The sequence below is a fragment of the Acinetobacter gyllenbergii genome, from assembly GCF_001682515.1.
Classification (GTDB): domain Bacteria; phylum Pseudomonadota; class Gammaproteobacteria; order Pseudomonadales; family Moraxellaceae; genus Acinetobacter; species Acinetobacter gyllenbergii.
This window is the reverse complement of record NZ_KV575261.1, coordinates 262150-273998: the sequence shown is the minus strand read 5'-3', so window position 1 is coordinate 273998 and position 11849 is coordinate 262150. Positions and strand designations below refer to the sequence as shown.

At 40.6% G+C, this 11849-nt stretch carries 11 protein-coding genes; 3 read left to right on the top strand and 8 right to left on the bottom strand.

Annotated features, from left to right (window positions below; translation table 11 throughout):
- The first annotated feature begins 3 nt into the window (after positions 1–3).
- Entirely contained in the window at positions 4–2277 is a 2274-nt protein-coding gene (locus tag NG55_RS01445) for a TonB-dependent siderophore receptor (protein ID WP_065342111.1), read from the top strand.
- Positions 2278–2335: 58 nt separating this feature from the next.
- Here NG55_RS01445 and NG55_RS01440 read toward each other — a convergent pair whose 3' ends face one another.
- The 8 genes from NG55_RS01440 to NG55_RS01405 form a co-directional block, all read right to left on the bottom strand.
- A complete protein-coding gene (locus tag NG55_RS01440) occupies positions 2336–2632 on the bottom strand; it encodes a cyd operon YbgE family protein (RefSeq protein ID WP_004806745.1) in 297 nt (98 codons plus the stop codon).
- Positions 2633–2636: 4 nt separating this feature from the next.
- Positions 2637–2738, bottom strand: a complete 102-nt coding sequence (gene cydX, locus NG55_RS01435; RefSeq protein WP_004653762.1) for a cytochrome bd-I oxidase subunit CydX — start codon at positions 2736–2738, stop codon at positions 2637–2639.
- Between the two features lie 14 nt (positions 2739–2752).
- On the bottom strand, positions 2753–3898 hold the full coding sequence (gene cydB / locus NG55_RS01430) for a cytochrome d ubiquinol oxidase subunit II (protein ID WP_005212610.1): 1146 nt from the start codon (positions 3896–3898) through the stop codon (positions 2753–2755).
- A complete protein-coding gene (locus NG55_RS01425; protein ID WP_016539945.1) occupies positions 3895–5472 on the bottom strand; it encodes a cytochrome ubiquinol oxidase subunit I in 1578 nt (525 codons plus the stop codon). The genes cydB and NG55_RS01425 overlap by 4 nt, the downstream gene beginning before the upstream one ends.
- Positions 5472–5663: a cytochrome oxidase putative small subunit CydP gene (gene cydP / locus NG55_RS01420; protein ID WP_004653758.1), complete on the bottom strand. Its 192-nt coding sequence runs from the start codon at positions 5661–5663 to the stop codon at positions 5472–5474. Before cydP ends, NG55_RS01425 begins: the two co-directional genes overlap by 1 nt.
- Positions 5664–6217: 554 nt before the next feature.
- Positions 6218–6829 (bottom strand): OB-fold-containig protein, encoded by a 612-nt coding sequence (locus NG55_RS01415; RefSeq protein ID WP_171257927.1) that lies wholly within the window; start codon positions 6827–6829, stop codon positions 6218–6220.
- A gap of 22 nt (positions 6830–6851) precedes the next feature.
- Positions 6852–7157 (bottom strand): Rieske (2Fe-2S) protein, encoded by a 306-nt coding sequence (locus tag NG55_RS01410; protein ID WP_141669874.1) that lies wholly within the window; start codon positions 7155–7157, stop codon positions 6852–6854.
- Positions 7158–7173: 16 nt separating this feature from the next.
- Positions 7174–8187: an adenosine kinase gene (locus NG55_RS01405; RefSeq protein WP_016539947.1), complete on the bottom strand. Its 1014-nt coding sequence runs from the start codon at positions 8185–8187 to the stop codon at positions 7174–7176.
- A gap of 117 nt (positions 8188–8304) precedes the next feature.
- On the opposite strand from NG55_RS01405, the gene NG55_RS01400 reads away from it, so the two are divergent.
- A complete protein-coding gene (locus tag NG55_RS01400; RefSeq protein WP_081408945.1) occupies positions 8305–8754 on the top strand; it encodes a GNAT family N-acetyltransferase in 450 nt (149 codons plus the stop codon).
- Positions 8755–8886: 132 nt separating this feature from the next.
- A complete protein-coding gene (locus NG55_RS01395) occupies positions 8887–11826 on the top strand; it encodes an insulinase family protein (protein ID WP_065342108.1) in 2940 nt (979 codons plus the stop codon).
- The last annotated feature ends 23 nt before the right edge of the window (positions 11827–11849 follow it).

Genomic DNA, 11849 nt, shown 5'->3' with positions numbered 1-11849 from the left:
GTAATGAAGCACCATAATTTATATACAGCGATGATGTTAAGTCTGATTGGCACATCAACAACGATGGCTTGGGCAGAAGATCAGTCAGAAAACTCAAAAAAATCGGATGTTTTACCGATTATTCATCTTAAAGCTGATCAAGATATACCAACCTATACCGTAAAAAAATCTAAGGCAGCTACAAAATTAGATTTGTCTTTAAAAGAAACGCCACAGTCAGTGAGTGTGATCACTGAACAACAAATGAAAGATCAGAATTTAACAAGTGTATCTGGGGTGCTTGATCAGATCCCTGGTATTTATCGTCAAAGTTATGGAGCGACGTCTGCTTGGGGAACGGGTGGTGAATATACTTCGTATTATTCGCGTGGCTCTAAAATTATTAACTTTCAGATTGATGGATTGTTGTCGAGTCCTGCGATAGAAGGTCGTAGCAACACGGCATTGAGTAATATTGATACCGCTATTTTTGAGAATATTACCGTTGTAAAAGGTGCAACAGGCTTATTAAATGGCAGCGGTTTGCCAAGTGCCAGTGTCAATTTTAACCGCAAACATGCCACACCCAATGCACAATCAACGGCTAAGATGAGCTATGGCTCATGGAATACGTGGCGTAGTGAAATTGATGCCTCTCAAGCATTGAATGAATCAGGAAGTATTCGTGGTCGTGTCGTTGCAGCACATCAACAAGGTGATAGCTGGCAGAAATGGGGAGATGCTGCCTCAACCATCTTATACGGTGTAGTCGATGCCGATTTAAGTGATAAAACAGTTTTAAGTATTGGTACATCGTTAAGTCGTAATGAAAGTGATGGGCAAAGTATCCATGCGTACGCAAATTTCGATGCGAAAAATATTCTTTCTCCAATGGGGCGTAAAGACAATTCAGCTCCACGATGGGCTTATACCCATACTGATAGTCTCAATGCATTTGCTCAGTTGCAACATGAGTTTGAAAACCGTTGGAAGTTGAATGCGAATTATAATTTTGCAACAACCGATACAGAAAGCATTTATGGGGTAATTGGGTCAAACACATCAGGCGTTTATAAGATGCAAGATGGGAAGCGTGTACAAGTCATCGGTGCTGATGGCAAACCTGTTTATTATACTGATTATGAAAAAAATACATCAACTGTGACAGCGGGTTATCAACATACTAAGCCTGTTGAACATTCTGTTGATTTAGGTGTGACTGGACCATATCAACTTTTTGGCCGTGAACATGAATTGATGCTCGGTGCAAACTTTCAGGATGTAGACCAAAATGATCCTTATTACAACCGGGTAATGGGTGAAACTGGGGCAATTAATATCAAAAGCTGGAATGGTTATAGCGCACAGCCCGCTGGTCTATATACTGCGGCAACTGCAGGAAATTCTGTACTGCAATTTAGACAATATGGCGGCTATTTAACAACTCGCTTAAATCTTCTTGACCATTTGAAAGTCATCTTAGGTGGGCGTGCTTCGAGCATTGATTATTATGCCGAGTCTGGTAATAAAAATAATGGAACAAAAATTAAAATTGATGATCAGTTTACACCTTATGCAGGGATCGTTTTTGATGTCACGCCTGAATGGGCAGTTTATGCTAGCTATACCAGTATTTTCTCGCCACAAGCGAATAAAGATTATCAAATGAAATTGCTGGATCCTAAAGAAGGTGATAGCTATGAGCTAGGGGTTAAAGGCGAGCTTTTGGCAGGTCGTGTGAACACCAGTTTGGCTTTATTCCAATCGAATATGGATAATGTCGCTGTGGAAGCTGGTAAATATGCGACCAGTGAAGAAGTACCAGGAGCGGTTGCTGGAACATCTTATTACCGTTCTGCAAAAGGTGCGAAGACTAAAGGCTTTGAGGCTGCGATTTCAGGAGAAGTGCTGCCTAATCTGAATCTGAATGGTGGATATACTTATTCAGAGACCAAAGAGAAAGGCGATCGTATCAATACCGATATTCCAAAAGATCAGTTTAAGCTCTTTGCTACTTATAAGTTTTCTGGCGATTTAGAAAAGTTGAGTGTGGGGGCTGGGGTGACATGGCAGAGTAAAATTTATAGTAGCTATGACATGGATGGTTTTGCTCGTAATAACAATGGTCAAAAAGCTTTTACATTGGTTGATGCAATGGCGAAGTACGAACTTAGTCCAGCGTTAACAGTGGGATTAAATCTCAATAATATTACGGATAAAACGTATCGTTTAAATACATCGAATCAAACATATGGTGCACCACGTAGCGTAACGGGATCTGTATCGTTTAAGTTTTAATGGTTATATAAAAAAGAGGAAGCAATATTGCTTCCTCTTTTTTTAGTTACATCAGAAATTAATTTCCAATCCAAATAAAATAGCCCAACACCATTAAAGGCCAAGCGATATAAGGACTGAATAACCACTTCCATAACCAGAATCTTGGTATAAATCCGACCCCATGCACGAAACCACCAGAAATTCCAATCATCACCAGCATTAGCAAGCTATGATTATAATGTCCGTTGGCATCCAACATCAGTGAAGGGTGTACCAGTAAAATAGCAGCAAGCGGCAATGCCAACAAAAACGAAATGGTCATTGCAAGTACTTGCGCTTTACTATTCTTCGGTGTTGTCATTGCTTCAGCCATTCTATTATTCCTCATCTAAATCTTGATGATGTTCGATATAAAGTGCACTGAGTACACCTGCGAAACATGCCATCAAAACACCTAGAATCCATGCAAAATACCACATGTCATATCTCCTAATTAATACAAACTATGTGAATTTTCTTCGATATGTTTGTTGGTGATGACCCCCCACATTTTGTAATACGACCAAGAGGTATAGATCAAAATGAGCGGAACGAAGATACATGCAGCAACGGTCATTACACCAAGGGTTTTATGACTAGAAACCGCATCCCACATGGTCAAGCTTGAAGTTGGATCAATGCTTGATGGTAATAAGAATGGGAACAAGGCAAAACCAGCAGTAAGAATTGCGCCGACAATCATTAAACTTGTACCCGTAAAACTCACCGCTGCTTTATGTTTTGCTGCGCTGACAATCACCAATAACGCACCTAAGATTGCAGCGATTGGCGCAGCCATAGTGATTGGATAGGTTGCATAGTTGTTTAACCAACCATGATTGGCATTGGTCACCACATCTTTCGCAAGCGGATTCAGAGCAGCATTGGTATTGACCGCAGTTGCATAGCTATAACCAGAGATATTGCCAAATAATAACCATGCACCCGCAGCCAAGAAGCACACAAGGAATACGATTGCCATGATTTGTGTTGCTTTGGCAGAACGGTTATGCAAATTGCCATCGGTACGTAGCATCAACCAAGCACCACCATGCGCACATAGCATAGATAAGCTGACAATACCGCAAATTAATGCAAATGGGTTTAAGAGTGCAAAGAAGCTACCAGTATATTGCGAACGTAAGGTGTCATCTAAGCTAAAAGGTACACCGAGGAACAAGTTCCCAAAGGCTACGCCAAACACCAGCGCAGGAACAGCGCCACCGATACATAAGCCCCAATCCCAAGAGGTACGCCATTGGGTATTCTCTAACTTAGAGCGATAGTCGAAACCGACAGGTCGCAGGAATAGGGCAAATAGAACCAGCAGTAAGGCCCAGTACATGCCAGAGAAGGCAACTGCATAGACCATTGGCCAAGCAGCAAAAAGTGCACCACCGGCTGTAATAAACCAGACTTGGTTACCGTCCCAATGTGGTGCAATCGTGTTGATTGCAGCACGGCGTTCAGAGTCAGTTTTACCTACAAATGGCATCAGTGCCATTGAGCCCATATCGAAACCATCGGTAAGTGCAAAGCCAATCAGTAGTACACCGACCAATACCCACCAGATGATTTTTAGCAGTTCATATTCGATCATGATTGAGCCTCCCCAGTTTTTGCATCTAGTTTTTCAAAATGGTATTTACCAGTGTGCAAAGAACTTGGACCTAAACGAGCAAATTTGATCATTAAGTACATTTCAATAATGAGTAGTACTGTATAGAACGCTGCAAGCGCAATAATCGAGCCCCACACATCGCCAGTACTTACACTTGAAGCAGACAGATGTGTTGGTAGAATTTCACCGATTGACCACGGTTGACGACCACCTTCAGCCACATACCAACCTGTTTGAGCTGCAATCCATGGGAGCGGGAGAGCAAACAAAGCAAATTTGAGTAACCAAGGTTTATCTTCGGCATTACGTTTTGCTACAGCCCAAGTCGCGAATAGGAATAACAACAGCATGAGGAAGCCAGAAGCAACCATTGCACGGAAAGAGAAGAACAGTGCAGCAACGTTTGGAATCGTATCTTTAGTTGCAGCTTGGATATGCGCTTCAGTGGCATCAACTACATTTGGAGAATATTTTTTCAATAACAGACCATAACCCAAGTCTTTTTGATTTTTCTCAAATGATGCCAACAATTCTGGAGAGCGGTCACCAGCACGAAGTTTCTCTAACTCGCTGTAGGCCACCATACCGTTACGGATACGGACTTCATGTTCTTTCATCAAGTCACGTAAACCAGTGACTTCTTTATCTGTAGAACGTGTTGCAATAATCCCCATCACATAAGGAATTTTAACCGCATAGTCGGTACGCATTTCCTGCTGATTTGGCAGACCAAATAGAGTAAATGCAGCAGGTGCAGGTTCGGTATGCCATTCTGCTTCGATTGCAGCAAGTTTGGTTTTTTGAACATCGCCTAACTCGTAGCCTGATTCATCACCAAGTAGAATGACAGATAACGTGGATGCTAAACCGAAGATTGCAGCGATGGCGAATGAGCGACGCGCAAAAGGTAAGTCACGTTTTTTTAATAAATAGTAACTTGAGATAGCAAGGACAAAGATCGCACCTGTGACATAACCCGCAGAAACTGTATGTACAAATTTAACTTGAGCCACAGGGTTAAAGATCAGCGCACCAAAGTCTACCAACTCCATACGCATGGTTTCGTAGTTAAATGCAGCACCGACGGGGTTTTGCATCCAACCATTGGCAATCAAAATCCACAAGGCCGACATATTCGAGCCAATCGCCACTAACCAAGTTACACCTAAGTGTTGGACTTTAGAGAGGCGATCCCAACCAAAGAAGAACAAGCCAATAAAGGTTGATTCAAGGAAGAAAGCCATTAAGCCTTCAATTGCAAGCGGTGCCCCGAAAATATCGCCTACATAGTGAGAATAATACGCCCAGTTGGTACCAAACTGGAATTCCATAGTCAGACCAGTAGTTACGCCTAAGGCAAAGTTAATCCCGAAGAGTTTGCCCCAGAACTTGGTCATGTCTTTATAAATTTCTTTACCTGAAATCACATACGTGGTTTCCATAATGGCAAGAATAAAAGCCAGACCTAAAGTTAGAGGGACGAAAAGAAAGTGATACATTGCGGTCATTGCAAATTGGAACCGCGAAAGATCGACCACGCTTTCAGAAATCATCAACGTGTCTCCTGAGTTTTGGACATGTCACCAGCAATACGCTCGGCAACTTCATTGTTAAAATCTTTTGGGATCGTTGGCGCATCAAACCAGATGTGTTTAATCACCAAGAGAAGTGCAACTTTAATAATAAGAATAATCGTGATTTCTCTGATGAGTCGCCGATTTGGATCTTGAGAACTCGTGTTCATAGAACCTAGCCTCATATTTAAAGAAGATGTAAAACATTATTAAATAAAATTCATTGAAAATAAACCTTTAGGTTTTTTAAATAATTTAAAATAAAATAATTGTTTTAAATCAATGTATTAATTAATTTTTGTTAAAAAATTTAAAATATTTGTTTTAACCAACTAAAATAATATGAATTAATTTAAAAATCTGATTAAAACAGTTGTATTTATATTTTTAAATCCGATTAAAAAGATCTGGTTTATATTGAATTAAATAAAAATTAAACCAACTAAAATAGTATGTTTATAAAATTAACAATATATACAGTGACTTATCGTTTTAAATACAACATTAAATACTTCTCGTAATCAAGTCTTTATAAAACCGAGTGTATAGGTGGGGATTATTCTAAAAAATGTGATAGCGATCACTGTTGTATTTTTTGTGCCAGTGAGATCATGAAAACAACAAGAAGGGAAGAGCTAAATTTAAAACTTTTGCGCTATATATTTGTAACAAAGTGTAAATTGTTGGGATTTTATACATAAAGGCGTTTTTTTGGGGGGGAAACTCAGTCTGGTGTAAACAGATTATTGGAAAGTGAGATTTTTTTGGCGAGATAATGTGAGTTCGATTTTTGACTAATCAACAACACTTGTGATTGTAATTCGAGTTCGCCGTATTCAGGTTCGACCTGTACATAATACAACTGACCAAATTCATCACGGACACGTGCTTGGGCAGAAAAGCCAGGACGTGCATTGCCCGTTGAAATTGTGGCTAAACGTCCGACTAAATTGGTATGGGTATGGATCACCTTCGGTTTGATGACTTGGTCCAAGCAATGAATCATAAATACAGTAAAGAAAATATCAATGACTAAAGCAGGAACAAATAAATAATAAGGTGAAATGAAATAGTGTTGTAAAGCAAAGAAGGAGAGTTCTAGGAAATAACCTGCAAAACTAAAATTGATCAGTAAAAAAACAAAGATCAGATATTTGGAAAATTTCACATCGAGTAGGGGCGAATTCAGTAACCAATCCGGGGTGAGCTTTTGAACCAATTGACTCGGTCGTAAGCCAATTACAATCCCGATGGTTTCTGCAATGCTGAGCACAATTAAAGCCACAACGCTCATATGAAATGGCATTAGGTAGTAATTGAGGAAAAACTCAGTCATCGCAGCATTCATGATTTAGGGCTTAATCAATATAGATACCACCATCTGAGTGGACTTCCAAATTTACTTTTTCAAGGAAATCACCCAAACACGGCCCAGAAATACATTCGCCTGTTTCGACTGAAAAAAGTGCACCGTGCGTAGAGCACTGAATGTATTCTTTATCTTGATCTAAGAATTGATTCTCTAAATACTCAAGTTCAGTTTGTAAATGTGGGCAAACATTTTGATAGGCATAGAAGCTGCCGTCTTTTTGAGTAATAAAAATCGTGGTTCCTTTCATGGTGTCGTATGCACGAGACTCACGCTCAGGAACTTCCTCAGTCATGCAAATCTTTTCCATGTTATGCACATTCCTGTTGAGCTTTTTGAAACTGTTCGAAGAGTTTAGCGTAGTTTTCGACACTTAAACGGGGGCCGAATTGCGCAACGACTTCACTTGAGATCAAAATAGCAAGTTGCGCTGCAGCTTCCAAGCTCAAACCTGCATTAATTGCATATAAAAACGCACCTGAGAATGCATCACCGGCACCATTGGTATCCACAGCTTCAACAGCACGGCCATTCACATGGAAGTGGTGTGCACCATCTACAATCACAGCACCTTTGGCGCCTTGGGTGATCACCACCTGTTTGTTTTTAAAGCTTAGGCTTTCAATCGCCGCTTCAAGGTTATCAGTTTCTGTAAACATCAGTGCTTCTTGTTCATTACAAAACAATAAGTCCACACCATCATCTAATAGTTCTTCTAGACCTTGACGTGCGTATTGCACCATTGCAGGGTCAGACAGCGATAAGGCAATTTTAACACCCTGTGCCTTTGCAAGTTCACGTGCTTGTTTCACCGCAACACGTGCAGTATCACTGGTCGATAAATAACCTTCGATATACAGCCATTTTGCAGTGTTAAGTGGTGCAAGGTCGATTTGTTCAGTGGATAATTCAGCGGTAATACCGAGGTAGGTTTGCATGGTACGTTCTGAATCTGGGCTGATCAGAACCATACAGGTGCCTGTTACACCTTCACTAATCGATTGCGTTGTGGTTTTGATGCCTGCTTCGTTTAAGCCATCTAAGTAAATTGTACCGAGTTCATCATTGCCCACGCGACAACCATAAAATGCAGTTCCGCCAAGAGCACTAAAAGCAACAGTGGTATTGGCTGCTGAACCGCCACTGGCTTGACCTTTATAAGTTTGAGTTGCTTGTAATTTTTGATATAAATCTGCTTGTGTTTCACCATCGGCCAACTGCATTGTGCCTTTTTGCAACGCATGTTGCGTTAAAAACTCATTTGAAACCTTAAATTCTTGGTCAATGAGTGCATTACCAATTGCAAAAAGATCAACAGTTGCCATGTTTGTCATCACAGTAAAAATCAAAAAGCAAAGTTTACACGAATGCTACGGATTACAGTAGTTTGTTGAAAAAAATTCAGCAAAGTGTTGGGTTGTAAAGAAATGAGGATAATTAAGGTGGGGCAAGATTCATTTAGAATCGAAAGAAGCTTGGAATTGCCTGCGCAAATTGATGAGCTAATTCAATATTCAGAATGTGAGGGGTTTCGCTTCTTAAATCGATTAAAACAAGATTTTCAATCAGGTGAGAATTGTTTTGATCAGATTGGGGAAGCACTTTTTGTTGTATATGCTCAACATAATGGTTTGATTGCTGTGGGTGGTTTGAATCAAGATCCTTTTGCCGAATCGAAGAGAGTTGGGCGCTTACGTCGTTTCTATATCCATCCAACGTACCGTCGTAATAGGGTCGGGACTTATTTGCTGGATTGTATTGAACAATATGCACAAATCTACTTTGATCGGCTTGAGCTATTCACAGACACAATGCAGGCGGCTCATTTTTATCAAACAATGGGGTATCAGCCTATGGTGTCAGCGCACAGTAATTTCTATAAAATTTTCTGAAACGCTATTTTGGCTTAGCCGCTGCATTTTTCTACAAAAATAGAGTAATTTACATGGATATCGATACGTATTCTTCGGTAGACTCTCTATAATCAATTGTAATGAATTTAATAGAGATAAATTGGAGATCACATGACTGTAGATGTTACTGAAAGCATTACTCAAACCACACATCCCGCGTTTCAGCTATTACGTCAACACCATGTAGAAGCACTCGATATTCAAGTTTCAGAATATAAGCACAAAGTGACTGGTGCAGTTCACTACCATTTAGCCACTAGCCATGACGAAAATGTATTCTTGGTGGCATTCCGAACTCAACCGATGGACTCAAAAGGAACGGCACATATTTTAGAACATACAGCACTCTGTGGTTCTGAAAAGTTCCCAGTACGTGATCCGTTCTTTTTGATGATCCGCCGCTCGTTGAATACATTTATGAATGCATTCACAGCAGCGGATTGGACAGCTTATCCTTTTGCAACACAGAACAAAAAAGACTTTCAAAACTTATTGTCGGTGTATTTAGATGCTGCCTTTGCTGCCAATTTGAATCCTTTAGATTTTGCACAAGAAGGGATTCGCATTGAATTGGAAAATGATCAAGCAGTATATAAAGGCGTAGTTTTCAATGAAATGAAGGGTGCAATGAGTTCGCCTTCAGACCAGCTATACCATCAGTTGGCCTATCATTTATTCCCAGAAACAACCTATCACTATAATTCTGGTGGTGATCCAAAAGATATTCCTGATTTGAGTTATGAGCAATTAGTCGATTTCTATAAAACGCATTATCACCCGAGTAATGCTGTATTTATGACATTCGGTAACCAGAATGCTTATGATCTACAAGAGCAATTTGAGAAATTAGCACTGCATAAATTCTCACAAGGTACTACCCTGTATTCAACGCCAGAGAAACGTTTGACTGCACCAGTGGAAGTGACTGAAAGCTATGCAGTCGATAGTGAAGATCTAAAAGATAAAACTTATCATGTAATGTCATGGCTATTACCTGAAACCAGCGATATCAAACTACGTTTGGGGATGCGTTTGGTTGAAGGGATTTTATTGGAAAATTCTGCTTCTCCTTTGCGTCAGTATTTAGAAACCTGTGGCTATGCACAATCAACAGGCCCACTCATGGGGGTGGATGATAGTAACTTTGAAATGACCTTCTACTGTGGTGTGCAAGGTTCAAATGCTGAACATGCAGAAACATTTAAAACAGGTGTTTTAGATGTACTAAAAGAGGTTGCCTCTCAACCTGTTGATACAGATTTGGTGGATGCGATCCTGCATCAGATTGAATTGCATCAGCGTGAAATCAATGGTGATGGCACACCGTATGGCTTGAGCTTGATCTTGAATGGTTTAGGTAGCGCGATTCACCACAATGACCCTATTCATGTTTGGGATGTAGATTCAGCGATTGAGCAAGTCAAAGAAGAACTCAAAGATCCAATGTGGTTGTCGAATCTGATTCAAACCCATTTATTGGATAATCCACATCGGGTGCAAATGACTTTAGTTCCTGATGCAACTAAATCTGTGAAAGAACAGCAAGCCGAACAAGCGCGTTTGGCTGAGATTACTGCAAATTTAACTGACGAACAGGAAGTTGAAATTCAGGAAAAAACAGAAGCACTGAAAAAGCGTCAAGATACACCAGATAATCTCGAATTGTTGCCTAAAGTGGGCTTGGAAGATGTGCCAGCAGAATTACAGATTGTACAAGGGCAATTACGCGAGATTATTTGCAATGGGCTAGATACGCCGTTGAATCTTTATCATGCGGGCACCAATGGTATTTACTATCAACAAGTGCTGATTCAGATTCCTGATGAGATCGTACAATCACCTTACTTTAATTTACTCTCAATTCTGATGGGTGAAGTGGGTGCGGGCGAGTATGATTATCTCGAATTGCAGCAAATCCAAACTGCGGTCAGTGGCGGTCTTGGTATGGGGGCATCTTTACGCAGTAAAGTGGATGATAAAGACCGCATTAGTGCGTGGTTAACTTTAACCACCAAGTCATTAACCCAAAAGTTGGATGCAATTCAGCTGCTTAAACTTGCTTTTGAACAACTCCGTTTTGATGAGAAAGATCGCATTATCGAGTTATTACAGCAACGTAAGACCCGTTGGCAGTCACGTTTGTCTGGCTCTGGTCATAGTTATGCGATGCAAGCTGCATCTCGACAAATGAGTGCACTAGCTCGCCGTGATTATCATAATACCGGTTTAGGCGCATTAAATTGGCTTAGTGAGCTCGTTACGAAAATTGATCAGGATGACAGTGCTTATCAAGCACTCATTGCTGAATTACAAGCGATTCACCGCAAGTTAATGCAGGCGCCAAAACAATTCTTGTTGGTCTGTGAAGAGCATCAATCGGATCGTTTGGTTGAAGAGGTGCAAAACGTTTGGGATAAGCTCGTCGTTGATCAAGCACCTGTCATTTTGACGCAAGTAGAACAGGTCAATACTTCAGATGATGAAGCATGGTTGATTCAAGCCAATGTTCAATTCTGTGCCTCGGCTTATCAGGCTGTGGATGTCGCACATCCTGATGCTGCACCATTGATGGTATTGGCTGCTTATTTACGCAATGGTTTCTTGCATAGTGCCATTCGTGAAAAAGGTGGTGCGTATGGGGGTGGTGCAAGTTATGATGGCAATGCCTGCTCATTCCGCTTCTATAGCTACCGCGATCCGCGTTTAGCAGAAACGTTTAATGATTTTGAAGCCAGTGTGCAATGGTTGCTCAATACAGAACAACAACCACATCAACTCGAAGAAGCAATTCTTGGTTTGGTTGCAAGTATGGATAAGCCAGGTTCACCGGCTGGGGAAGCAATTACGGCGTGTTATGCTTTATTGCACGCACGTACGCCAAAATTCCGCAAAATCTTACGTGAGCGTTTACTGAACGTGAACTTGGATGATTTACAGCGTGTGGCGAAGCAATATCTATTGGCTCAAAAACCTGTGAAAGCCGTGGTTGCGCCATTTGCGAAACGTGAAGAATTGCAGAAACTTGGATTTAATATCCAGCAGGTCAATTAATAAAATAAAAATCGGAGAAATCT

Bases quoted from the DNA above. Each gene is read 5' to 3' on its own strand.
- NG55_RS01405 (WP_016539947.1), bottom strand. From the start codon at position 8,187: ATGGCAACTGTTGATCTTTTTGCAATTGGTAATGCACTCATTGACCAA.
- NG55_RS01410 (WP_141669874.1), bottom strand. From the start codon at position 7,157: ATGACTGAGGAAGTTCCTGAGCGTGAGTCTCGTGCATACGACACCATG.
- NG55_RS01415 (WP_171257927.1), bottom strand. From the start codon at position 6,829: ATGACTGAGTTTTTCCTCAATTACTACCTAATGCCATTTCATATGAGC.
- cydP (WP_004653758.1), bottom strand. From the start codon at position 5,663: ATGAACACGAGTTCTCAAGATCCAAATCGGCGACTCATCAGAGAAATC.
- NG55_RS01395 (WP_065342108.1), top strand. From the start codon at position 8,887: ATGACTGTAGATGTTACTGAAAGCATTACTCAAACCACACATCCCGCG.
- cydB (WP_005212610.1), bottom strand. From the start codon at position 3,898: ATGATCGAATATGAACTGCTAAAAATCATCTGGTGGGTATTGGTCGGT.
- NG55_RS01445 (WP_065342111.1), top strand. From the start codon at position 4: ATGAAGCACCATAATTTATATACAGCGATGATGTTAAGTCTGATTGGC.
- cydX (WP_004653762.1), bottom strand. From the start codon at position 2,738: ATGTGGTATTTTGCATGGATTCTAGGTGTTTTGATGGCATGTTTCGCA.
- NG55_RS01425 (WP_016539945.1), bottom strand. From the start codon at position 5,472: ATGATTTCTGAAAGCGTGGTCGATCTTTCGCGGTTCCAATTTGCAATG.
- NG55_RS01440 (WP_004806745.1), bottom strand. From the start codon at position 2,632: ATGGCTGAAGCAATGACAACACCGAAGAATAGTAAAGCGCAAGTACTT.